Genomic DNA, 21,295 nt, shown 5'->3' with positions numbered 1-21,295 from the left:
ATTCATCTGGTGTCATGGTGTCCTCCTCACGTCTCGCCGGGGCCGCGCCCCGGCATGGCGGGGCGGACGATGGCTTGACGACGTCATACACAAATCTTGTAAATGACGGGACTTGGGTATCGGTTCTGCTGCTATTTCTTGTAAATTGCTTTTGCGTGATGGCGCATGTCGAGTAAATATTTTTGCAATTTCCGATTTTTCCTTGTTTTCCCGGACAGAGTGAGCCGCGCGCCGAAAGGTGCGCAGGCGTTAGTCGTATACAAAAGCATACTGTTAGCGCCCAAACTGCCGGCGCCGTGACCTGCGGCAAATTGTCGAGGCAGGGGCCCGGGCCGTGACCGCGCCGAATCGCGGCGGTTTCCCGGGGTCGGCGCAGCCCTCGTGCGTCAGGTCACCGAGGACCAGAGCACATGACCGGCCATGTAGATCACGATCAGCGATCCGATACTGTAGAACGTGGCGCGGACCTCGTGTGACGCTTCGCGCGCATAGGCCAGAAAGTGGCCAATCCGGGCCAGAACGAAGCCCGCAAACAGCCCCTGCGCCAGGGCGCGCGGAGGATCGATCAGAACGAAGAGCAGCCCGACCACCCAGAAGGCGGGAATGTTCTCGAGGTCGTTCCGGTGCATTCGGCGGGATCGGTCGACATAGTCGTCGGGGGCCAGTTGCGACGGGTCAGGCGCGGGGTTGATCGGGCCGGGGCGCAGATCCTCGGGACTGGCCCAGCCGCCCCGGACACGCATCATCCGGGCCACTGTCATCCAGCCCTGCCCCATGACCTTGAGCACCATGAGCGCGGCGGCGACGGCGTAGGCCGCAAAGACCGGGTTCTCGAGGTTCAGCAGCGGCACGGGACGATCCACGGTTTACTTACCACGGGTAAGTAAACAACCTACCGGTGGTAAGCAGTCAAGAGCACCCCCCCATGCCCGACCGCCCGACCCGTGACCATATCCTCGCCATCGCCCATGACCTGGTACTGTCAAAGGGGCCTTCGGCCGTCACATTTGACGCCGTGGCGCGGCGGCTGGGGCGGACCAAGCAGGCGGTGATCTACTGGTTTCCGACCAAGCGGGACCTGCTCGCCGCGCTGTTCCTGCCGGCGCTGGAGGCCGAGGCCGAGGCGGTCATCGCCGCGCTGGAGGGTGCCGACGGCCGGGCGCAGGCCATCGACCGGGCGCTGCGGGCGCTGGCCCGGTTTCACCTGGCCGACCTGGACCGTTTTCGGATGATGTATCTTGCGCCGCAAACCAGCCGGGGACGGCCCGGCGGCGCGGGTCTTGTCGACAAGGTGCACCCGGTCACCGACCGGCTCTACGGGGTGCTGGCCCGGCATCTGGACCCGGCCGACCCGGACGGTGCCCGAGCCGAGGCGCTGGCCCTGCACGCGGCGCTTCTGGGGCTGATGACGATGCAGGGGCTGGCAGCGGCGCTGGAGGACCCCCTCAAGCACGACGCCGAGACGCTGACCGAGGCGCTTGTCGCGGCACTGACAGGACGGGCAAGCGCGACCTAGCCCAGCGGGCAGGGGGTCACGTCGACGTCAATGACGACACGGGTCTCGGAGCCGAAGGTCACGCCGCTCATGTCGATGAAGAGCCGACCCGCTTCGGTAAAGAGCGCGCCGTCGGTCAGCGGCTCGGTGGAGCGGTCCATGTTCTGCGCAACACCGTCGAACAGCACGCACTCGGTCAGAAAGTCGAGGACATAGCCGTTGAAGTCCAGCACCGGAAAGCGGGCCGCGGGCATCTCGGGGTAGGTGATGACGATACTGTGCGCGCGGATGTCGATGATCGCGGGGACCACGTCCCAGCCGTTCTGCACCCCCTCGGGCCCCAGCCCGTATTCCACCGCGTCCGAGACCCGGGCAGGGTGGCGCCGGCCGACGAAAATCGGCGTTTCACGCTCCTCCCAGGCGCGGGTGCCGAAGGTGACGTCGCGCCCCATGAGCCCCTCGGCCCCGGCCGGGGCCGCCAGGGCGACAAGCACCAGGGCGGCCAGTGCCGTCTTCACGCCGCCAGGCCCTTGGCGCCGAGGTCGAGATACTTGCGGCGGCGCGCGGCGCGCAGGTCGTCGCCGCTCATGTCGTCCATCTCCACCAGCATGGCCCGGATCGCCTCTCCGACGCTTTCGATGGTCTGCGCCGTGGCGCGATGGGCGCCGCCCAGCGGTTCGCGGATGATCCGGTCGCAGACGCCCAACTCGCGCAGGTATTGCGCGGTCAGGCGCAGGGCCTCGGCGGCCTCGCGCATCTTGTCGGCGTCCTTCCAAAGGATGCTGGCGCAGCCTTCGGGCGAGATCACCGAGTAGACCGCGTGTTCCAGCATGGCGACCCGGTTGGCGGTGGCCAGCGCCACGGCCCCGCCTGATCCGCCCTCGCCGATGATGACGCTGACCAGCGGCACGCGCAGGTCCAGGCATGTCTCGGTCGACCGGGCGATGGCCTCGGACTGGCCGCGTTCCTCGGCGCCCTTGCCCGGATAGGCGCCGGGGGTGTCCACCAGGGTGACGACCGGCAGGCCGAAGCGGTCGGCCAGGCGCATCAGGCGGATCGCCTTGCGATACCCCTCGGGCCGGGCCATGCCGAAGTTGTGGGCGATGCGCGAGCGGGTGTCATGGCCCTTTTCATGGCCGATCACCATGACAGGGCGGTCGTCCAGCCGGGCCAGCCCGCCCAGCACGGCGTGATCGTCGGCAAAGTTGCGATCCCCGGCAAGCGGCGTGTATTCGGTAAAGAGCGCCTCAATATAGTCGCGGCAGTGGGGCCGCTCGGGGTGGCGGGCGACCTGGCATTTGCGCCAGGGCGTCAGGTCGGCATAAAGGCTGTTCAGCAGATCGGCCGCCTTCTTGTCGAGCGCCTGCGCCTCGGTTTCGATGTCCATTTCCGCGTTGGCCCGGGCCATGGCGCGCAGTTCGGCCGCCTTGCCCTCGATTTCCGCGAGGGGCTTCTCGAAGTCGAGATAGTTGGTCATGGATCACCCTTTGCCGAGCCTGCGCCCATATAGGGGCGCGGGGCCGCGGGATGCAACGGGCCTACGGTCCGGCGGCCGGGCGTGCGCGCGGACAGGCGCGTTTGCGGGCAACGCACCCCGATCCTGCCTTTCGCGCCGTCGTCAGCCCGCGATCATCTCGGCCTGGCGCACGATGACCTCGGCCTGCTTGATCGAGGCGATATCGACCAGACGGCCCTTGTAGACCGTCGCCCCCTCGCCGCGGGCCTTGGCCTCCTCCATGGCCGCGAGGATCTCGCGCGCCTCGGCCACGGCGTCCTCCGACGGGGTGAAGACCTGGTTGGCCAGGGCGATCTGCTTGGGGTGGATGGCCCATTTGCCCACCATGCCCAGCGTGGCCGAGCGGCGCGCCTGCGCGATATAGCCGTCGTCATCCGAGAAATCCCCGAACGGCCCGTCCACGGGCAGAACGCCATGGGTGCGGCAGGCGGCGACGATGGCCGCCTGCGCCCAGTGCCAGGGGTCGGACCAGTGCTTTTCGCCGTCGCGCAGCATGTAGTAGTTTTCCTGCGTGCCGCCGATCCCGGTGGTGGCCATGCCCATGGAGGCCGCGAAATCCGCCGCGCCGAGCGACATCGCCTGCATCCGTGGGCTGGCGGCGGCGATTTCCTCGACATGGGCGATGCCGGCGGCCGATTCGATGATGACCTCGAAGCCGATGGGCCTCCGACGGCCCATGGCGGCCTCCACGGCCGTGACAAGGGCATCGACGGCATAGATGTCGGCGGCGTTGCCGACCTTGGGGATCATGATCTGGTCGAGCCTGTCGCCGGCCTGTTCCAGCACATCCACCACGTCGCGATACCACCAGGGCGTATCCAGCCCGTTGATGCGCACCGACAGGGTCTTGGTGGCCCAGTCCACGTCATTGATGGCCGCGATCACGTTGGCGCGCGCCGCGGCCTTGTCGGCCGGGCTGACGGAATCCTCGAGGTCTAGGTTGATGACGTCGGCGGCGCTCGTCGCCATCTTCTCGAACAGCTTGGGGTTGGAGCCGGGGCCGAAAAGCTGGCAACGGTTGGGGCGGGCGACGGGCGCAGGCTGCAGGCGGAAGGACATGACCGGCTCCTTTCGGTAAGTATATTTCGCCGTGATTGCCTTGGTGGGTATATTCTTGCGCATCACGCTGCAAGCGCGAATTTGCAGGCGCAGCATTGCGTCACTGGCGCCGTGCAGGTGCGCGGGTCTGCAACAATCTTGCATCATTTTGGAGTATTGCGCCCATATTGTTCAGGTTTGCGCGCCGCACCGCGCGAATTTCGAATCGGTTTGGGTCCATGGCGTGCTTCGCTAGGCTGGCACGGCAGGAGGTTCGACCATGATTCCCACCCCCTATCTTCTTTTCCTCGGCGACGCACCGGACCAGCTGGCCGCCAAGGTGGCCATCGGCATCAAGGACTGGCGCCCGGAAAACGCCGTGGGCCAGTTCCGCCTGCGCGGCTGCAAGGCCGACCTGGCCCTGCCCGACATGACGCTGCAAGAAGCCCGCACCGCCGGGGCGCAGACGCTCGTGATCGGCGTAGCCAACCGCGGCGGCGTCATCAGCGCGGCCTGGAAAAAGGTGCTGATCGAGGCGCTGGACATGGGCTATGGCATCGCCAGCGGGTTGCACAACCTGCTGCGCGACGATCCCGACCTTGCCGCCGCCGCCGGGCGCGCCGGGCGGGAGCTGCACGACGTGCGCGTGCCCTCGGTCAGCTATCCGATCGCCACCGGGGAAAAGCGCCGCGGCAAGCGCTGCCTGGCCGTGGGCACGGATTGCTCGGTGGGCAAGATGTACACCGGGCTGGCCATGGACGCCGAGATGCGCAAGCGGGGCCTGAAATCCAGCTTCCGGGCCACGGGCCAGACCGGCATCCTGATCACTGGGGGGGGCGTGCCGCTCGACGCCGTGGTGGCCGATTTCATGGCCGGGTCGGTGGAATACCTGACCCCCGACATCGACGCAGATCACTGGGACCATATCGAGGGGCAGGGCAGCCTGTTCCATGTCTCCTATTCCGGTGTGACCATGGCTTTGCTGCACGGCGGCCAGCCCGATGCACTGATCCTGGCGCATGAACCAACCCGCACGCATATGCGCGGCCTGCCGGGCCACGCGCTGCCGACGCTGGAGCAGTTGCGCGATACCGCCCTGCCGCTGGCGCGGGTGGCCAATCCCGACTGCACAGTGGCGGGGATTTCCGTGAATACCGCGGCCATGGCCGAGGCCGAGGCGCTGGACTACCTCGCGCGGGTCGAGGAGCGCATGGGCCTGCCCGCGGCCGATCCGTTCCGGCAGGGGGCCGCGCGGCTTGTCGACGCCCTTGACCAGATCTGAGCGCGCGCCGATGGCACCGGCGCGTGGATGAGTTTAATTGCCAAGATGGAGGGGCCGCCATGACCTTGAGCGTCACACGCGACCGGTTCCGGCTGGCCGAAGTGTTCACCATCGCGCGGGGAAGCCGGACCGAGGCACAGGTGCTGACCGTCCGCGTCACGCGCGAGGGCGTGCAGGGGCTGGGCGAGTGCGTGCCCTACGCCCGCTACGGCGAGACGCTCGACAGCGTCGCGGCGCAGATCGCCGGCCTGCCCGAGGCGATCAGCCGCCACGACCTGCAGGATGCCCTGCCCGCCGGAGCGGCACGCAACGCGGTCGACTGCGCGCTGTGGGACTGGCAGTCCAAGCGCACCGGCGCACCGGTCTGGCAACTGGCCGGTCTGCCGAAGCCCAAGCCCTGCGTCACCGCTTTTACCCTGTCGCTGGATACGCCGGAGAACATGCAGGCGGCGGCGGCGAAACACGCCGACCGCCCACTTCTGAAGATCAAGCTGGGCACCCCCGAGGACATGCCCCGGCTGGAGGCGGTGCGCCGCGGCGCGCCGAAGGCTCGCATCATCGTGGACGCGAACGAGGGCTGGACGGCCGAGGTCTACGCCGATCTGGCCCCGCATCTGCTGCGGCTGGGCGTGCAGATGGTGGAACAGCCCCTGCCTGCCGGGGACGACGCCATGCTGGGCGAGATCTCACGGCCTGTGCCCGTATGCGCCGACGAATCCTGCCATGACCGCGACAGCCTGCCGGGGCTGGCGGGTAAGTACGACATGGTCAACATCAAGCTGGACAAGACCGGCGGCATGACCGAGGCCCTGGCCCTGCGCGCCGCCGCGCGCGAGGCGGAGTACAAGGTCATGGTCGGCTGCATGGTGGGCTCGTCGCTGGCCATGGCGCCGGCGGTTCTGGTGGCCCAGGGCGCCGAGATCGTGGACCTGGACGGGCCGCTGCTGCTGGCCGAGGACCGCGCGCCGCCGCTGAGGTATGCGGCCGGCGCGGTCCACCCGGCGCCGCCCGAGCTCTGGGGCTGAGCCCTGTTTCACTCGCGCCCCGGCCGCGCTATGTCACCGCCGAATCCGGTCTGCCCGGCCACCCCGCACGGAGGAACCCCCGATGACCCGCACCGTCTACGTCAATGGCGACTACCTGCCCGAGGACCGGGCCACGGTCTCGATTTTCGACCGGGCCTTCCTGATGGCCGACGGCGTCTACGAGGTGACCAGCGTGCTGGACGGCAAGCTGATCGACTTCGACGGGCACCTCGCGCGGCTGGAGCGGTCACTGTCGGAGCTGGATATGCAGAAACCGGCGGAATTCGACGACTTGTTGGCGATCCACCGCGAGCTGGTGCGCGTCAACGACATCGGCGACGGCATGGTCTACCTGCAGGTCACGCGCGGCGCGGCCGCGGATCGCGATTTCGTCTTTCCCGACCCGGAGGCGGTGAAACCCACCGTGGTGCTGTTCACCCAGTCCAAGCCGGGGCTGGCCGACAGTCCCGCAGCGAGGACCGGAATCAAGGTCATCTCGATCCCCGACATGCGCTGGGGCCGGCGCGACATCAAGACGGTGCAACTGCTCTACCCGTCCATGGGCAAGATGATGGCCAAGAAGGCCGGGGCCGACGACGCCTGGATGACCGAGGACGGCCACGTGACCGAGGGCACCAGCAACAACGCCTATATCGTCAAGGGTGACACCATCGTCACCCGGCACCTATCCAACGACATCCTGCACGGGATCACCCGCGCGGCAGTGCTGCGCTTTGCCCGCGAGGCGCAGATGAAGGTCGAGGAACGCAATTTCACGATAGATGAGGCCAAGGCCGCGGACGAGGCCTTCGTCACCTCGGCCTCGACCTTCGTGATGCCGGTCGTGCAGGTCGACGAGGCGGTGCTGGGCGACGGCACACCGGGGCCGGTGTCCCGCCGCCTGCGCGAGATCTACGTGGAGGAAAGCCGCAAGACGGCGGTGTGAAAGGTGAGAGCGTTTGCAAGGGTGAACGCCGACCCAAGGGACGACCAGCTGCCGTCCAGAGTGAGTAGCGCGATTGCCAGACCGCGGGGTGGCGATCCGACGATCGGTCGAAGCGCTTTATCTCTACCAAATTCGCAAGAGCGTCGATCTGCGCGAACGCGTCATAAGATCGCCAGCCCGGGGGGCGGTCTGGCGATCGCGCGGCGGCCTTCGGCCTTGTTCCGCGCGGGCAGATGGCAATGACGGCACTTTGACCGCACCGTGGTCCGGAACGAACCTCCGGGCCTCTACTCCCCCACGTTGTCCCTGAACGCCTTGTCGAAGGCCGCCTGTTGCGCGGGGCTGGCCTCGGTCTGGCTCTGGGCCTTCCAGTCGGCGTAGGGCATGCCGTAGAAGGCCTCGCGCCCCTCGTCCTTGGTCATCTCGATACCGCGGGCGTTGGCGGCCTCCTGGTACCAGCGCGACAGGCAGTTGCGGCAGAACCCGGCCAGGTTCATCATGTCGATGTTCTGCACGTCGGGGCGGTCTTCCATCAGGTGCTTTTGCAGGCGGCGAAAGGCGGCGGCCTCCAGTTCCAGGCGGGTCTGGTCGTCGATCCGGGTCATGCGGTCCTCGTGTCTTGCTGGTCCATCAGGTGCAGGGCCTGCGTCAGGATCGGGGCCAGTCTTTGGGCCCAATGCGCCTGCTGCTCGGGCGTCACGATCAGATCGTTGCGCAACTCGATCAAGGCGTTGGGCCGGCCCGGTTGCAGGGCGTGGCGGTCCACCGAATCCCCCGGCAGGTGCCCGGCGTAGGGCTCATTATCTCCGATACAAAGGTCGGGCTCGGCGCGCAGCAAGTCAAGGAGCGGGTCCGACAGCCGCCGGTCGGCCTCGTGCAGGATGCCGACGTGCCAGGGCCGCGGGTGGCGCCCGCTCAGCCGCGGGGTGAAGCTGTGCACGGCAACGAGCACCGTGTCGTCATAGCGCCCCGCGATCTCCTCCACAGCATCGTGATAGGGGGTGTGAAAGGCCGCGATGCGGCGCTGTTTCTCGGCCGTGTCGGCGGCGCGGTTGGCGGGGATCACCGTACCGTCGTAGAGCTTCATCAGGACAGTCGGATCGTCCGGGCCGCGGTTGGGGTCGATCACGAGACGCGAGAAATTCGACAGCACCGCCGGGGCGTCCAGAAGATCGGCCAGCGCGCGCGTGACCCCGGCCGCGCCCACGTCATAGGCGATATGACGCTCCATGTCGGGGGCCGCGAGGCCGAGGTCGCCGCCGCCGACACTGGGCGGCACGGTGTTCGTCGCATGATCGCAGGTGACCACCCAGCGCGACCGGCGCGCGCCCCCGTGCAGATGGAACGGCTGATAGGTCATCGGCGGCGATCGGCGGCTGTCCTCGTCATGCGCCCGACTTAGGACAGTTGAGGCCGAAAGGGAAATGCGCAATAAGGGCGGCGAGCCGTTAGCGATAACTCCGGCGGTGTCGGGCCAGCTCTGCACAGTGCCGCCTGTCCACCGGGATGCCCGAAGCCGATGAAAGGCCAGACATGAGACGCCACCGCAATGTCAAGATCGTCGCCACCCTCGGGCCGGCCTCGAACGACTACAAGATGATCCGCGCCCTGCACGAGGCAGGCGCCGACGTGTTCCGCCTGAACATGAGCCACGGCAGCCACGACGAGATCCGCGAACGCCACGCGATGATCCGCAAGGTCGAAGAGGACGTGGGAAACCCCATCGCCATCCTCGCCGACCTGCAGGGGCCGAAGCTGCGCGTCGGCACCTTTGCCGATGCGGCGGGTGCGGATCTTGAGGAAGGCCAGGACTTCCGGCTGGACCTGGACGAGACGCCGGGCGATGCCACCCGTGTGCAACTGCCCCACCGCGAGATCTTCGACGCGCTGGAGCCGGGCGCGCATCTGCTGGTCAACGACGGCAAGATCAAGCTGCGCGTGCGCGACTGCGGCCGTGATTTCGCCGATTGCGAGGTCGTTGTGGGCGGCACCGTTTCCAACCGCAAGGGCGTGAACGTGCCCGACGTGGTGCTGCCACTGGCCGCGCTGTCCGACAAGGATCGCGCGGACCTGGCCTTCGTCTGCGAGCTTGGCGTCGACTGGCTGGCGCTGTCCTTCGTGCAGCGCGCCTCGGACGTGGAAGAGGCACGCACGCTGTCCGAGGGCCGCGCGGCGATCCTGTCGAAGATCGAGAAACCGGCGGCGGTGAACAACTTCAAGTCCATCCTCGCGGCCTCGGACGGGATCATGGTCGCCCGCGGGGACCTCGGCGTGGAACTGCCCGTGCAGAACGTGCCGCCGATCCAGAAGCGCCTGGTGCGCAAGTGCCGCAAGGCGGCCAAGCCCGTGATCGTGGCCACGCAGATGCTCGAAAGCATGATCGAAAGCCCCATGCCCACGCGGGCCGAGGTCTCGGACGTGGCCACGGCGATCTACGAGGGCACCGATGCCATCATGCTGAGCGCGGAATCGGCCGCCGGCGCCTACCCGGTGGAGGCGGTCACGACCATGGACAACGTGGCCTTCGAGGTCGAGAGCGACGAGAACTACACCACGATCATCGAGTCCAGCCGCACTGCCGACCGGGACAGCGTCGCGGACGGGATCGTCGCCGCTGCCCGCGAGATCGCCGAGACCACCAATATCACCGCGATCTGCTGTTATTCGGAGAGCGGCACGACCGGCCTTCTGACCGCGCGGGAACGGCCGCGGGTGCCGATCATCGTGCTGTCGACCCGGACCGATACGGCCCGGCGGCTGTGCCTGTCCTGGGGCACGAACTGCGTGCGCACCACCACCGAGGTCACCCGTTTCAAGGTGGCCGTGGTCGAGGCCGTGCGCGCCGCGCTCAAGACCGGAATCGCAGGCAAGGAGGACATGGTCGTGGTCACCGCCGGCGTGCCCTTCAACACGCCGGGGTCCACGAACATCCTGCGGGTCGCCCCCTGCGAGGAACGTTTGATTTTCGCCGCCGAAGCGGAGTAACATTGCGCACCTGCATCTTGTGCGTGAGTTCGCCTCTTGGATACTGACCTGATGTTCGTGTCGGGCCTCGTGGTCGCGGGATTCTCCATTCCCGCGATCATGGGGGCGCTGGCCGATGGTCGCGCGCCCCGGGTGGCCTCCATCGCCGTGCTCGTGGGCGGGGGGCTGGTTGCGCTCGCGGTCAACCAGCAGCCGGGCGGCTATGCGGTCGGGGATATCCCCACGGTCTTTGTCGAGGTGGTGGGCCGCTACATCGACTGAGGGCCTTGCCAAACGGGCCACGGGGGCCTATACGGCTCGCTCCATCACGCGGCCGGCCCGGAGCGGCATGCCGAGTCGCGTGTCACCGATACGTTCAAGGAGACGGAAATGCCCAAGATGAAGACGAAGTCGAGCTGCAAGAAGCGGTTCAAGGTGACGGCCAGCGGCCGCGTCAAGGCCGGTCAGGCCGGCAAGCGCCACGGCATGATCAAGCGCACCAACAAGTTCATCCGTGATGCGCGTGGCACCACGACCCTGACCAAGGCTGACGAGAAGATCGTCAAGCCCATGATGCCCTACGCGCGCTGAGGAGGCCCGGAGATGCGAGTCAAAGGCGGAACCGTCACCCATCGTCGTCACAAGAAGATCACGGACCAGGCCAAGGGCTATTACGGCCGGCGCAAGAGCACCTTCAAGGTGGCGACGCAGGCCGTGGACAAGTCCAATCAGTATGCCACCCGCGATCGGCACAATCGCAAGCGCAATTTTCGCGCCCTGTGGATCCAGCGGATCAACGCGGCCGTCCGGGCCCAAGACGAGACCCTGACCTATTCGCGCTTCATCAACGGGCTGACAAAGGCCGGTATCGAGGTTGACCGCAAGGTCCTGGCCGACCTGGCGGTGCACGAGCCCGAGGCCTTCGGCGCCATCGTGGAAAAGGCGAAAGCCGCACTGGCGTAACGCCACCCACTGCGACCCCCTTCAAGGGCCTGCCAGAATCTTGCTGGCAGGCCTTTTGCGTGCCGCCCCCGCCGGGGCGCCACCCCAGGGTTGCAAACGGCGTCGCCTGCGACCGCCCGTGGGCGAAGATGCCCGACCCCCTCAACCGAGACGCAACAGATGGTCGGGCGAGGCCCAAGGCTGCGCCATCGGCGGGCGGATGCGGCGGATGCGGTTGCGGATGGGCGAGATCTCGGCACCCGGCAGGCGTAGCCCCTCGGTTCCGCCGAAACGGGCCTGCAGTTCGGCGCGGCCCCTTGTGCCGAACAGCGCATAGAGGTCAGCGGCATATTTCTTGAACGTGCCGACGCTTAACCCCATAGCCGCGGCCGCCTCGGTCAGGCTGGCCCCGCGCAGCAGATGGGCCAGCGTCTCTCTCTGGCGCGCGGTCAGCCCGTGAACCGGGCTGGTGGTGTCCGCCAGCCTGGTGCCGACCAGCCGGACAAGCTCCACAGTCAGTATCTGCATCAGCCGCCGATCCGCCGCGGCGAAAAAGGGCATGTCGCGCCCTCGGACACAGACATGCATGATCGAGCGGCCATCGCTGTCGGTCCCCTGGACGGGCGCCTTGGCGATCAGGAAATCCCCGATCCCGGCCTCGGCCAGATTCTCGCGGTAGAATGCGCCGAGGAAATACGCCTCCGGTGGCATCAGATCGGCGACCGAGGTTACGATGAACCGTCTGCCGCGTGCCCGGATCGCCTTGAAAAGGGGATCATCCCTGTGTTTGCCGGAGACCTGATAGCGCGCAAACAGGCGCCCCTGTTCCGGTGCCGGCCAGTCGGTTGCGACGAAATCCAGGACCGTCGCGCGGTCGGGACAAAGGATATGGCGGTATTCGCCGCAATGCGCATTGATGCCACCGAAGAGGTCGCGCAGGCCCTCCGACAGGGTCAGCCGCCAGCCTGACGGAACGCCGCCATGGCACAGGCAGGCATCCAGCAGTCGATAGACGTCCCTCACATTTCGAAGCGTCTCATCCATCCCGACCCCTGCCCCCGAAGACAACTCCCGAAAGGGAAGCGCAGGCGGCCCGAAAAGGCAATGTCACAGGGGGGCATCGCGGTTTTCCCCAACTTTCGGCCCATAGGCCGTCGTGTTGCGGCGCGGTACCTTCGACCGCGAATTATGCGGAACGCGATTCCAGCGGGCCATTGCCCGGGCGGGGGACAGAATGGCGGGATACGGCAGGTTTCCGGTGTCGGCCATCGGCCTGACGCTTTTTTGCGCCGGGGCGGCGTGGTCAAACGAAACGGTGCAAAGCGCCGCGCCGCCCGATGCGATCGCGCAGGGGCAGATCGTGGGGCAGGCAGTGCTGAGCTACGGATACAATGACAACCTGCTCTTCGTGGCCGACCAGCCGCTGTTCTTCCCGGCCGGTGGCGACGAGTCGGCCTCCTTCGTCAATCTCAGTGTCAGCGCCGCCTACGAATGGCCCTCCGACAGCGATCTGAGCTTCGGCGTCCTGGCAGGCGCAGGCGCCACCCGCTATTTCGGGGAACAGCCCGGCGGCATGCCCGCTTTCGTCGACGACCCGAGCGACTATTCCAACGCCGTTTACTCTGCCTCCGTCTATGCCCGTTACGTGCCGGGCGGTCCGGGCGGGCAGCTTGAGCTGTGCCAAGCTACACCCTGCGCCAAGAATCGGATGCCAAGGTCGAGGCGCTCGGCCTGACCAGTCACCAGTTCCGTCTCGACGCGCGCTACCAGGCCACCGAGCAGCTCCGCGTCGATGGCCACCTGATCCATCAGAAGAACGATTTCAGCGTGGTCTTCCCGCAACCCACCCGCGACCGGGACGCCACCTATACCGAGGCGGGGCTCGGCCTTGTCTACGTGGTCGAGCCGGGCGGCCGGACCCTGCGCGCGGGCCTCGCCATTGAGCACAACGATGCCGAGGGCTCCGACTGGTCCTACGACGCCATCAGGCTCAGCGCCGGGATCGGCGGGCCGCTGGCGCGCAATCTATATGGCGCGCTCGATATCCGCTATACCGACCGCGATACCGGCATGGGCTTCACCGATTTCGTCGCGGCGGGCCGCACCGGGCAGACCATCACCTCCTTCAGCGGCCAGCTTGTCTATCGTGTCACTGAGAGCGGCACGATCCGCGCAGGGCTGACCTACCAGGATGTGAATGCAAACGACCCTGCCTTTTCCGGCAGCGCTGTCATGGGGATGATCGGTTATGGCTTCGAATTCTGAACGCGGGTCGCGCCCCGCCCGCCTTATCGGTCCGGCCGGCCTGGCCCTTGCGGCGGCCCTGCTGCGGTCGGGCTGCGCGACGTGCGGGGACGTCGGCGAGTGGCTCGGCTATTGTGAACCGCCTGACGATCCGCCGCCTCCCGATGACGCCTTCGATCCGCCGCCTGATGCATCGCCCGTCACACCCGTCTTGTTGGGCCCACCGTTAGGCTCACCCCTGCCGGACTTGCCGATGTGGGGCGTCTCATCCCCCTGATCCTGCCTTCATCGATAGGACGTACCGGCCATGCCCCAGATAGACCCCCGGCTCCGGCGTACGCGCCGCCTCGCCCTGCTTGCCGCCGCCGCGGCCATGTTGCTGCTGCCGGGCTGCGATTGCGCCGGGTTCGAGGAAGACGGCACCTGCCCGCCGATTGCGATTCACCCCGAAACAGAGCTCGCAGCAGCATTGGCGGCGGGGGCCTTTGCTCCGGACGTGTTGTGGTCGCTTTCCTCGCCTGACTGACCCGGCCCTCGCCGCTTGCATTCCGCGCCCCCTCTGGCTAGCAGTCTTGCCAATGCGACAAGGGGCAAGATGATGGACGATCTGCGCGACAAGTACCTTACCGCCATTGCCGCGGCGGGCGACGAGGCCGCGCTGGAAGATCTGCGCGTGCAGGCCGTCGGCAAGAAGGGCGAGATCAGCCTGAAGATGCGCGAGTTGGGGAAGATGACGCCCGAGGAACGGCAGGTCGAGGGGCCGCGGCTCAATGCGCTCAAGGACGAGATCAACGCCGCCCTGGCCGCGAAGAAGGCCGCGCTCGAGGATGCGGCGCTGGAAGAGCGCCTGAAGGCCGAGTGGCTGGACGTGACCCTGCCGGCGCGCGACCGCAAGATGGGCAGCATCCACCCGGTCAGCCAGGTCTGGGAGGAATGCACGGCGATCTTCGCCGACATGGGCTTTGCCGTGGCCGAGGGCCCGCAGATCGAGAGTGACTGGTACAACTTCGACGCGCTGAACATCCCCGGCCATCACCCCGCGCGGGCCGAGATGGACACCTTCTACACCCACCGGGCCGCGGGCGACGACCGGCCGCCGCATGTGCTGCGCACCCACACCAGCCCGGTGCAGATCCGCAGCATGGAGGCGCAGGGCGCACCGCTGCGCATCATCTGCCCGGGCCGGGTCTATCGCGCCGACTACGACCAGACGCACACGCCGATGTTCCACCAGGTCGAGGGGCTGGCGATCGACCGCGATATCTCGATGGCGAACCTGAAATGGGTGCTCGAGGAGTTCTTCAGTGCCTTTTTCGGCACCCATGTCGAGACCCGGTTCCGCGCCTCGCATTTCCCCTTCACAGAGCCGAGCGCGGAGGTGGACATCCAGTGCTCCTTCGCGGGCGGTACCGTGACCGTGGGCGAGGGCGACGACTGGCTCGAGGTTCTGGGCTCGGGCATGGTTCACCCGTCGGTGCTTCGGGCTGGCGGCATCGACCCGGACGACTGGCAGGGCTTTGCCTTCGGCATCGGGATCGACCGGCTGGCGATGCTGAAATACGGGATTCCGGACCTGCGCGCGTTTTTCGAGAGCGACCTGCGCTGGCTGCGCCACTACGGGTTCAGCGCGCTGCAGGTGCCGACGCTGCACGGGGGCGCCTGAGGGACGGGGCAGGCGCAGTCACCGAGCAACTCCGGGCCGTTCCCCCCCTGGCGTTGGCGCGGACCGGCCCGTCTCAGGTCTTCCGCTTGCGCCCCGCATTTCCGCCGCGTTGCCCCGGACGGCCGGCGGTTGAGCGGCCCTCGGACTTGGCGGCCTCGTCCACGGCGTCCGCGACCGCCTGTTGCCGGGCCAGCGGGTCGTCCGAGACCATGAGGTCCACGGTTTCCAGGCGCTTGACCTCGTCGCGCAGGCGGGCGGCCTCCTCGAAGTCCAGGTTCTCGGCGGCCTTGCGCATCTGCTCGCGCAGCCCGTCGAGGTGGGCCTCGAGGTTGGCCCCGTGCATGGGCTTGTCGACCTTGGCCGTCACGCGGTTCATGTCCACGTCGCCCTTGTAGAGGCCCTGCATGATGTCCTCGACGTTCTTGCGGATCGTCTCGGGGGTGATGCCGCGCTCGGCGTTGTAGGCCAGCTGTTTCTCGCGGCGGCGGTTGGTTTCGCCGATGGCGCGCTCCATGCTGCCGGTCACCTGGTCGGCATACATGATGACCCGGCCTTCGGCGTTGCGCGCCGCGCGGCCGATGGTCTGGATCAGCGAGGTTTCCGAGCGCAGGAAGCCCTCCTTGTCGGCGTCGAGGATGGCCACCAGCCCGCATTCGGGGATGTCCAGACCCTCGCGCAGCAGGTTGATGCCCACCAGCACGTCAAAGGCCCCCAGCCGCAGGTCGCGCAGGATCTCGATGCGTTCGACCGTGTCGATGTCGGAATGCATGTAGCGGACCTTGATGCCCTGTTCGTGAAGGTATTCGGTCAGGTCTTCGGCCATGCGCTTGGTCAGTGTCGTGGCCAGCACGCGGTAGCCATCGGCGGCGACACGACGGATCTCGTCAAGCAGGTCGTCGACCTGGGTTTCCACGGGGCGGATCTCGACCTCGGGGTCCAGCAGGCCGGTGGGGCGGATCACCTGTTCGGTGAAGACGCCGCCGGATTGCTCCAGCTCCCATTTCGCCGGCGTGGCCGAGACGAAGACCGACTGCGGGCGCATGGCGTCCCATTCCTCGAACTTTAGGGGGCGGTTGTCCATGCAGGACGGCAGGCGGAAGCCGTGTTCGGCCAGCGTGAACTTTCGCCGGTAGTCGCCCTTGAACATGCCGCCGATCTGGGGGACCGAGACGTGGGATTCATCGGCGAAGACGATGGCGTTGTCGGGGATGAACTCGAACAGGGTCGGGGGCGGCTCGCCCGGCGCACGGCCCGTCAGATAGCGCGAGTAATTCTCGATCCCGTTGCAGACGCCGGTGGCTTCCAGCATCTCGAGGTCGAAGTTGGTGCGCTGTTCCAGCCGCTGCGCCTCGAGCAGCTTGCCCTCGCCCACCAGCTGGTCGAGCCGTTGGCGCAGCTCTTTCTTGATATTGATGACGGCCTGCTGCAGCGTCGGCTTGGGCGTGACGTAGTGCGAATTGGCGTAGACGCGGATCTTGTCGAAGGTGCCGGTCTTGTCGCCGGTCAGTGGATCGAATTCGGTGATCGCCTCCAGTTCCTCGCCGAAGAAGGACAGCCGCCAGGCGCGGTCCTCCAGGTGGGCGGGAAAGATTTCCAGCGAATCGCCGCGCACCCGGAAGGTGCCGCGCTGGAAGGCCTGGTCGTTGCGCTTGTACTGCTGGGCGATCAGGTCGGCCATGACCTGGCGCTGATCGTATTCGCCGCCGACGTGCAGGTCCTGCGTCATGGCGCCGTAGGTTTCGACCGAGCCGATGCCGTAGATGCAGGACACCGAGGCGACGATAATCACGTCGTCGCGTTCCAGCAGCGCCCGGGTGGCCGAGTGGCGCATCCGGTCGATCTGTTCGTTGATCTGCGATTCCTTCTCGATGTAGGTGTCCGACCGCGGGACATAGGCCTCGGGCTGGTAGTAGTCGTAGTAGCTGACGAAGTACTCCACCGCGTTGTCGGGAAAGAAGTTGCGGAACTCGCCGTAAAGTTGCGCGGCCAGCGTCTTGTTCGGGGCCAGGATGATGGCCGGGCGCTGGGTTTCCTCGATCACCCGGCCCATGGTGAAGGTCTTGCCGGTGCCCGTGGCCCCCAGCAGGACCTGGTCGCGCTCGCCCTCGGTCACGCCCTGCGACAGTTCCGCGATGGCGGTGGGCTGGTCCCCGGCGGCGCTGAACTCCGTCTGCATGACGAAGGTCTTGCCGCCCTCCAGCTTGTCCCGCTGGCGCACGTCCTCGGCCGGGTTGGCGAGGTAGGTCTCGGGGTCGGACCGGTCTGTCAGGGCGTAAGGCATTGGGCGGCTCTCCTCGCGTACTCTGACAGACTTGATCCGTTTCGCGCCGGGTTCAACCCGCTCAGGTGATCATCAGCCGGATCCCGTAGGCCACCACGGCCAGGACCGAGACCGACGCCAGCCAGAGCGCGGCGAACCAGGCGAGGCGTTTCAGCGTCGTGCGGCGCATCAGTGATACCCCGCGTCCGGGTCGACCTTGCCGCGGAACACCCAGTATGCATAGGCCGTGTAGCCCAGGATCATCGGCACCAGGATCACCGTGCCCACCAGCGCGAAGGCCAGGCTGCTGTCCGGGGCCGCGGCCTGCTGGATGGTCAGCGCGGGCGGCACCATCATCGGGTAGAAGCTGATGCCGATGCCGACGAAGCTGATCACGAAGAGCGCGAGGCTGGCCAGGAAGGGCGCGTGATCGCTGTCCGTGGCCAGGCCGCGGAACAGGTACATCGCGGCGACGAAGAGCATCACCGGCACCAGCGCCGAGTAGAATGCCGCGGGAAAGCTGAACCAGCGCTCGAAATAGACCGGGTCCTGAAACGGCGTCAGCAGGCTGACGATCCCGATCAGGCCGAGCGTGCCCAGCGCGAGCGGCCCGGCCCGGCGCCGCATTACCGCCTGCAGGCCGCCCTCGGTCTTCATGATCAGCCAAGTCGCCCCCAGCAGGGCATAGCCGACCACGAGCGCCACACCGGTGAGCAGCGAGAAGGGCGTCAGCCAGTCCCACCAGCCGCCGGCATAGGCGCGATCGGCCACCTCGATGCCCTGCACCAGCGCGCCCAGCGCGATCCCCTGCGTGAAGGCCGCCACCGTCGATCCGCCGATGAAGGCCGCGTCCCAGACGCCGCGCCACCGCGTGGTCCGCCAGCGGTACTCGAAGGCAACGCCGCGAAAGACCAGCGCCAGCAGCATCAGGATGATCGGCATGTAGAGCGCGGGCATGACCACCGCATAGGCCAGCGGGAAGACCGCGAACAGCCCGCCGCCGCCCATGACCAGCCAGGTCTCGTTGCCGTCCCAGACCGGCGCGACGGAATTCATCATGACGTCGCGCTCGGACTCGTCGCGGGCGAAGGGGAACAGGATGCCGACGCCCAGGTCGAACCCGTCGAGGATGACGTAGGTCAGCACCGCAAAGGCGATGATGCCGGCCCAGATTGTCGCAAGATCGAACATGGCTCAGTCTCCTTTCATTCGCCGGGCACGGCGTTGGGGTCGACCTGCGCGGCCGGCGTGATGCCGCTGCTGCGCAGGGGGCCTTCGGCGGTCGCGTCCGGGCCCTTGTCACCGGGGGCCTTTGCCATCAGGCGCAGGATGTAGAAGGTGCCTGCGCCGAAGATGAAGAAATAGACCACGATGAAGACCAGCAGCGAGGTTGCCACCGCGGGCGCCTCGACGGGGGCGAGGGAGTCGGAGGTGCGCATCAGCCCGTAGACGGTGAAGGGCTGGCGGCCGACCTCTGTGGTCACCCACCCGGCCAGCACGGAGATGAACCCGGCCGGCCCCATCGCAACGGCCGCGCGTTGCAGCCAAGGGCTGTCATACAGCCCGCCGCGCCAGCGCCGCCACAGGCTCCAGGCGCCCAGGCCCAGCATGGCAAAGCCGAGCGCGACCATGACGCGGAAGGACCAGAAGACGATGCCCACGGGCGGTTCCTCGTCATCGGGGATGGTGTCCAGCCCGGCCATGGGCGCGTCCCAGTGGTGCTTGAGGATGAAGGACGACAGCTTGGGGATCTCGAGCGCGTAGTCGATCTCCTTGTTTTCCGGGTCGGGGATGCCGAACAGGATCAGCGGCGCGCCCTCGGGGTGCGACTCGTAGTGCCCCTCCATCGCCATGACCTTGGCGGGCTGGTGTTCCAGCGTGTTCAGCCCGTGCATGTCGCCCGCGACGATCTGCAGCGGCGCCACCACGACGATCATCCACATCGCCATCGAGAACATCGTGCGGCTGGCGGTGGTGGCCCGGCCGCGCAGCATCTGCCAGCCCGCGGCCCCGGCGACGACCAGCGCCGTCGTAAGGTAGGCGGCCAGCACCATGTGCAGCAGGCGATAGGGGAACGAGGGGTTGAAGACGATCTCCCACCAGTTTTCGGGCACGAACTGCCCGGCCTCGTTGATGGAATAGCCCGCCGGGGTCTGCATCCAGCTGTTCACGGACAGAATCCACGTTGCCGAAAGCAGCGTGCCGAAGGCGACCATGGCCGTGGCGAACATGTGCAGCTTCTCGCCGACCTTGTCGCGGCCGAACAGCATGATCCCGAGGAACCCGGCCTCGAGGAAGAAGGCCGACAGCACCTCGTAGGCCATCAGCGGCCCGATCACCGGCCCGGCCCGGTCGGAAAAGACCGACCAGTTGGTCCCGAACTGGTAGGACATTACAATGCCCGAAACGACGCCCATGCCGAAGGCGACGGCGAAGATCTTCTTCCAGTAGTCGAACAGCTGCAGGTAGGTGCGGTCCCGCGTGCGCAGCCACTGCGCGTTGAGCACCGCGAGGTAGCTGGCCAGGCCGATCGAGAAGGCCGGAAAGATGATATGGAAAGAGACGGTGAACGCGAACTGCATGCGCGCCAGCGTCTCGGCGGTAAGGGCGTCGAACATCGAGACCTCCTCGAAAACCGGGATTACACATGTGGGATTTACAATATATCCGCCCCTGCGCAAGGCCGGTGGCGCCTCCTGCGGCCACGTGCCGCGATGGTCGCGGCCCGGTCATTGCCCTTGTCGCGTGCTTCGCGATAGGCGATAAAAAGGTGAGCTTTGATCGAGGATATCCCATGCGCGCACGCATCTATCAGCCCGCACGCACCGCAACGCAGTCGGGCAACGCCCGCAGCCAGCACTGGGTGCTGGAATACGCGCCCGCGTCCCGGCGCGAGGTTGATCCGCTGATGGGCTGGACCAGCAGCGACGACACCCAGAGCCAGGTGCGCCTGACCTTCGACACCAAGGACGCGGCCCTCGCCTATGCCGAGGCCCATGGCATTGACGCCATCGTGCGCGAGCCCAAGAAACGCGCCGCCAACATCCGCCCGCGCGGCTATGGCGAGAACTTCGCCTCCGACCGCCGTGGCGCCTGGACGCACTGAATGCCGATCTGTCTGAAGGGTAGTGCCCGGTCCGCACCGCTGCCGCCACACCCGCCTGCGCGACGTTTGCCTTGAGCCGCGCAACGAAACCCGGCATCAGATACCCAGCGGTCCCGTAGCTCAACCGGATAGAGCAGCTGACTTCTAATCAGCAGGTTGGGGGTTCGAGTCCTCCCGGGATCGCCATTTAATCCATTCGTGTTGTCGATGGGGTATATTGCTGCGCAGAAGGGCCGTTTTCGGTGCGCATTCAATCACCTGTTATTCTATCAGACTGTGTAGAATTACTTCAAACCGCTGATTATTTTTCAGATGTGGCTCGTCTAAGAGGAAAAACGCTGGGAGTTTTCTGGAAGCCGAAGGTCTGAACGCCGCCAGGAGCCTTTCAAGCCAAAGCACTCTGTCCTCATGGGCTCCTAACATACAGCGAGTCGGCTCGTGATGGTGTGTCCCCTAAGAGGACCGCTCTCATCGATTCAGGCGCAAAGCCACGAAGGCCGGGATATGCACGACGGGAAGACCGACGTAGGGACCCGGCCAAGTAAACTGTAATTGGGGCTCATCGAAGAAACGAACGGCCCATACCTGGCATTCGACCTTACCACCTGAGGCTGCAATCGGCTTCCAGGAGCGGTCAGTCGCCGAAAGCAATTGTTAAAGACGGTGAAAGGCCGCCCAGTCCAAGAACAATGTCCACCTCTCACGGCACTATGATAGCTGACAGGTTCAAACGATATTCCTGCGTTGTCTAAAATCGGCCGTGTCACCGGTTTTTTGAAAGATGACGATGTTCCCGAGTCCGGCGAGCGCCAGG

24 protein-coding genes and 1 tRNA gene are annotated in these 21,295 nt (G+C 66.7%); 14 read left to right on the top strand and 11 right to left on the bottom strand.

Features of this window, described 5'->3' with window-relative positions; all coding sequences use genetic code 11:
* Positions 1-386 precede the first annotated feature (386 nt).
* Positions 387-851 carry an MAPEG family protein gene (locus tag BU124_RS13410; RefSeq protein ID WP_084864083.1) on the bottom strand — a complete coding sequence of 155 codons (465 nt, stop codon included), beginning with the start codon at positions 849-851 and terminating at the stop codon, positions 387-389.
* Between the two features lie 74 nt (positions 852-925).
* On the opposite strand from BU124_RS13410, the gene BU124_RS13405 reads away from it, so the two are divergent.
* A complete protein-coding gene (locus tag BU124_RS13405; protein ID WP_084864082.1) occupies positions 926-1,516 on the top strand; it encodes a TetR/AcrR family transcriptional regulator in 591 nt (196 codons plus the stop codon).
* Here BU124_RS13405 and BU124_RS13400 read toward each other — a convergent pair.
* The 3 genes from BU124_RS13400 to BU124_RS13390 all read right to left on the bottom strand — a co-directional run bounded on the left by BU124_RS13400 (position 1,513) and on the right by BU124_RS13390 (position 4,070).
* Positions 1,513-2,013, bottom strand: coding sequence for a hypothetical protein (locus BU124_RS13400; RefSeq protein ID WP_245831702.1), 501 nt, complete (start codon positions 2,011-2,013; stop codon positions 1,513-1,515). The two genes, BU124_RS13405 and BU124_RS13400, sit on opposite strands and share 4 nt — an antisense overlap.
* Positions 2,010-2,972, bottom strand: coding sequence for an acetyl-CoA carboxylase carboxyltransferase subunit alpha (locus tag BU124_RS13395; RefSeq protein ID WP_084864081.1), 963 nt, complete (start codon positions 2,970-2,972; stop codon positions 2,010-2,012). The genes BU124_RS13400 and BU124_RS13395 overlap by 4 nt, the downstream gene beginning before the upstream one ends.
* A 141-nt stretch (positions 2,973-3,113) precedes the next feature.
* Positions 3,114-4,070 carry an L-malyl-CoA/beta-methylmalyl-CoA lyase gene (locus BU124_RS13390; RefSeq protein ID WP_084864080.1) on the bottom strand — a complete coding sequence of 319 codons (957 nt, stop codon included), beginning with the start codon at positions 4,068-4,070 and terminating at the stop codon, positions 3,114-3,116.
* A gap of 259 nt (positions 4,071-4,329) precedes the next feature.
* On the opposite strand from BU124_RS13390, the gene dgcN reads away from it, so the two are divergent.
* The 3 genes from dgcN (at position 4,330) to BU124_RS13375 (ending at position 7,302) form a co-directional block, all read left to right on the top strand.
* Entirely contained in the window at positions 4,330-5,331 is a 1,002-nt protein-coding gene (dgcN, locus tag BU124_RS13385) for an N-acetyltransferase DgcN (RefSeq protein ID WP_084864079.1), read from the top strand.
* Positions 5,332-5,390: 59 nt separating this feature from the next.
* A complete protein-coding gene (gene dgcA, locus BU124_RS13380; RefSeq protein ID WP_084864078.1) occupies positions 5,391-6,356 on the top strand; it encodes an N-acetyl-D-Glu racemase DgcA in 966 nt (321 codons plus the stop codon).
* Between the two features lie 82 nt (positions 6,357-6,438).
* Complete coding sequence (locus BU124_RS13375; protein WP_084864077.1) at positions 6,439-7,302, top strand: D-amino-acid transaminase; 864 nt, start codon at positions 6,439-6,441, stop codon at positions 7,300-7,302.
* Positions 7,303-7,589: 287 nt separating this feature from the next.
* On the opposite strand, the gene BU124_RS13370 is transcribed toward BU124_RS13375, so the two are convergent.
* Both BU124_RS13370 and BU124_RS13365 read right to left on the bottom strand, forming a co-directional pair.
* Positions 7,590-7,898, bottom strand: a complete 309-nt coding sequence (locus BU124_RS13370; RefSeq protein WP_084864085.1) for a DUF1244 domain-containing protein — start codon at positions 7,896-7,898, stop codon at positions 7,590-7,592.
* A 5-nt stretch (positions 7,899-7,903) separates the two neighbouring features.
* The gene (locus BU124_RS13365; protein WP_084864076.1) at positions 7,904-8,662 is read right to left on the bottom strand and encodes an N-formylglutamate amidohydrolase; all 759 of its coding nucleotides are present in this window, start codon (positions 8,660-8,662) and stop codon (positions 7,904-7,906) included.
* A gap of 173 nt (positions 8,663-8,835) precedes the next feature.
* Between BU124_RS13365 and pyk the strand changes: the two genes are divergently transcribed.
* The 4 genes from pyk (at position 8,836) to rplT (ending at position 11,229) form a co-directional block, all read left to right on the top strand.
* Positions 8,836-10,287: a pyruvate kinase gene (gene pyk, locus BU124_RS13360; protein WP_084864075.1), complete on the top strand. Its 1,452-nt coding sequence runs from the start codon at positions 8,836-8,838 to the stop codon at positions 10,285-10,287.
* A 36-nt stretch (positions 10,288-10,323) separates the two neighbouring features.
* Positions 10,324-10,548 carry a hypothetical protein gene (locus BU124_RS13355; protein ID WP_084864074.1) on the top strand — a complete coding sequence of 75 codons (225 nt, stop codon included), beginning with the start codon at positions 10,324-10,326 and terminating at the stop codon, positions 10,546-10,548.
* 108 nt (positions 10,549-10,656) lie between these two features.
* A complete protein-coding gene (rpmI, locus tag BU124_RS13350; RefSeq protein WP_084864073.1) occupies positions 10,657-10,857 on the top strand; it encodes a 50S ribosomal protein L35 in 201 nt (66 codons plus the stop codon).
* 12 nt (positions 10,858-10,869) lie between these two features.
* On the top strand, positions 10,870-11,229 hold the full coding sequence (rplT, locus tag BU124_RS13345; protein ID WP_084864072.1) for a 50S ribosomal protein L20: 360 nt from the start codon (positions 10,870-10,872) through the stop codon (positions 11,227-11,229).
* A 141-nt stretch (positions 11,230-11,370) separates the two neighbouring features.
* On the opposite strand, the gene BU124_RS13340 is transcribed toward rplT, so the two are convergent.
* Positions 11,371-12,252 carry a helix-turn-helix transcriptional regulator gene (locus tag BU124_RS13340; RefSeq protein ID WP_084864071.1) on the bottom strand — a complete coding sequence of 294 codons (882 nt, stop codon included), beginning with the start codon at positions 12,250-12,252 and terminating at the stop codon, positions 11,371-11,373.
* Between the two features lie 190 nt (positions 12,253-12,442).
* Between BU124_RS13340 and BU124_RS13335 the strand changes: the two genes are divergently transcribed.
* The 4 genes from BU124_RS13335 (at position 12,443) to pheS (ending at position 15,115) form a co-directional block, all read left to right on the top strand.
* Positions 12,443-12,943 (top strand): hypothetical protein, encoded by a 501-nt coding sequence (locus tag BU124_RS13335; RefSeq protein WP_084864070.1) that lies wholly within the window; start codon positions 12,443-12,445, stop codon positions 12,941-12,943.
* The gene (locus BU124_RS13330; RefSeq protein WP_084864069.1) at positions 12,886-13,473 is read left to right on the top strand and encodes a hypothetical protein; all 588 of its coding nucleotides are present in this window, start codon (positions 12,886-12,888) and stop codon (positions 13,471-13,473) included. The genes BU124_RS13335 and BU124_RS13330 overlap by 58 nt, the downstream gene beginning before the upstream one ends.
* A gap of 352 nt (positions 13,474-13,825) precedes the next feature.
* Positions 13,826-13,978 carry a hypothetical protein gene (locus BU124_RS14875; protein WP_179141931.1) on the top strand — a complete coding sequence of 51 codons (153 nt, stop codon included), beginning with the start codon at positions 13,826-13,828 and terminating at the stop codon, positions 13,976-13,978.
* Positions 13,979-14,050: 72 nt separating this feature from the next.
* Entirely contained in the window at positions 14,051-15,115 is a 1,065-nt protein-coding gene (pheS, locus tag BU124_RS13320; protein ID WP_084864084.1) for a phenylalanine--tRNA ligase subunit alpha, read from the top strand.
* 73 nt (positions 15,116-15,188) lie between these two features.
* On the opposite strand, the gene uvrB is transcribed toward pheS, so the two are convergent.
* The 4 genes from uvrB to BU124_RS13305 all read right to left on the bottom strand — a co-directional run bounded on the left by uvrB (position 15,189) and on the right by BU124_RS13305 (position 19,993).
* The gene (gene uvrB / locus BU124_RS13315) at positions 15,189-17,396 is read right to left on the bottom strand and encodes an excinuclease ABC subunit UvrB (RefSeq protein WP_084864067.1); all 2,208 of its coding nucleotides are present in this window, start codon (positions 17,394-17,396) and stop codon (positions 15,189-15,191) included.
* A 61-nt stretch (positions 17,397-17,457) separates the two neighbouring features.
* Positions 17,458-17,565 (bottom strand): DUF2474 family protein, encoded by a 108-nt coding sequence (locus BU124_RS14655; RefSeq protein ID WP_143530003.1) that lies wholly within the window; start codon positions 17,563-17,565, stop codon positions 17,458-17,460.
* Positions 17,565-18,566, bottom strand: a complete 1,002-nt coding sequence (gene cydB / locus BU124_RS13310) for a cytochrome d ubiquinol oxidase subunit II (protein WP_084864066.1) — start codon at positions 18,564-18,566, stop codon at positions 17,565-17,567. The genes BU124_RS14655 and cydB overlap by 1 nt, the downstream gene beginning before the upstream one ends.
* A 14-nt stretch (positions 18,567-18,580) precedes the next feature.
* On the bottom strand, positions 18,581-19,993 hold the full coding sequence (locus BU124_RS13305) for a cytochrome ubiquinol oxidase subunit I (protein ID WP_084864065.1): 1,413 nt from the start codon (positions 19,991-19,993) through the stop codon (positions 18,581-18,583).
* Positions 19,994-20,169: 176 nt separating this feature from the next.
* On the opposite strand from BU124_RS13305, the gene BU124_RS13300 reads away from it, so the two are divergent.
* Together BU124_RS13300 and BU124_RS13295 are read left to right on the top strand one after the other, a co-directional pair.
* The gene (locus tag BU124_RS13300; RefSeq protein WP_084864064.1) at positions 20,170-20,481 is read left to right on the top strand and encodes an ETC complex I subunit; all 312 of its coding nucleotides are present in this window, start codon (positions 20,170-20,172) and stop codon (positions 20,479-20,481) included.
* A 109-nt stretch (positions 20,482-20,590) separates the two neighbouring features.
* Positions 20,591-20,667: transfer RNA gene (locus BU124_RS13295), tRNA-Arg, on the top strand.
* Positions 20,668-21,295: the final 628 nt, after the last annotated feature.

Source organism: Salibaculum halophilum (assembly GCF_002094885.1).
GTDB lineage: Bacteria > Pseudomonadota > Alphaproteobacteria > Rhodobacterales > Rhodobacteraceae > Salibaculum > Salibaculum halophilum.
The sequence above is the reverse complement of the archived record's forward strand: the minus strand, read 5'-3'. Positions and strand labels throughout refer to the sequence as shown.

Coding starts and splice junctions, on each gene's coding strand:
- BU124_RS13405 (WP_084864082.1), top strand. CDS start 926: ATGCCCGACCGCCCGACCCGTGACCATATCCTCGCCATCGCCCATGAC.
- uvrB (WP_084864067.1), bottom strand. CDS start 17,396: ATGCCTTACGCCCTGACAGACCGGTCCGACCCCGAGACCTACCTCGCC.
- BU124_RS13340 (WP_084864071.1), bottom strand. CDS start 12,252: ATGGATGAGACGCTTCGAAATGTGAGGGACGTCTATCGACTGCTGGAT.
- pheS (WP_084864084.1), top strand. CDS start 14,051: ATGGACGATCTGCGCGACAAGTACCTTACCGCCATTGCCGCGGCGGGC.
- rplT (WP_084864072.1), top strand. CDS start 10,870: ATGCGAGTCAAAGGCGGAACCGTCACCCATCGTCGTCACAAGAAGATC.
- BU124_RS13305 (WP_084864065.1), bottom strand. CDS start 19,993: ATGTTCGACGCCCTTACCGCCGAGACGCTGGCGCGCATGCAGTTCGCG.
- BU124_RS13300 (WP_084864064.1), top strand. CDS start 20,170: ATGCGCGCACGCATCTATCAGCCCGCACGCACCGCAACGCAGTCGGGC.
- cydB (WP_084864066.1), bottom strand. CDS start 18,566: ATGTTCGATCTTGCGACAATCTGGGCCGGCATCATCGCCTTTGCGGTG.
- BU124_RS13335 (WP_084864070.1), top strand. CDS start 12,443: ATGGCGGGATACGGCAGGTTTCCGGTGTCGGCCATCGGCCTGACGCTT.
- pyk (WP_084864075.1), top strand. CDS start 8,836: ATGAGACGCCACCGCAATGTCAAGATCGTCGCCACCCTCGGGCCGGCC.
- BU124_RS13390 (WP_084864080.1), bottom strand. CDS start 4,070: ATGTCCTTCCGCCTGCAGCCTGCGCCCGTCGCCCGCCCCAACCGTTGC.
- dgcN (WP_084864079.1), top strand. CDS start 4,330: ATGATTCCCACCCCCTATCTTCTTTTCCTCGGCGACGCACCGGACCAG.
- BU124_RS14655 (WP_143530003.1), bottom strand. CDS start 17,565: ATGCGCCGCACGACGCTGAAACGCCTCGCCTGGTTCGCCGCGCTCTGG.
- BU124_RS13365 (WP_084864076.1), bottom strand. CDS start 8,662: ATGACCTATCAGCCGTTCCATCTGCACGGGGGCGCGCGCCGGTCGCGC.
- BU124_RS13375 (WP_084864077.1), top strand. CDS start 6,439: ATGACCCGCACCGTCTACGTCAATGGCGACTACCTGCCCGAGGACCGG.
- BU124_RS13395 (WP_084864081.1), bottom strand. CDS start 2,972: ATGACCAACTATCTCGACTTCGAGAAGCCCCTCGCGGAAATCGAGGGC.
- rpmI (WP_084864073.1), top strand. CDS start 10,657: ATGCCCAAGATGAAGACGAAGTCGAGCTGCAAGAAGCGGTTCAAGGTG.
- dgcA (WP_084864078.1), top strand. CDS start 5,391: ATGACCTTGAGCGTCACACGCGACCGGTTCCGGCTGGCCGAAGTGTTC.
- BU124_RS14875 (WP_179141931.1), top strand. CDS start 13,826: ATGTTGCTGCTGCCGGGCTGCGATTGCGCCGGGTTCGAGGAAGACGGC.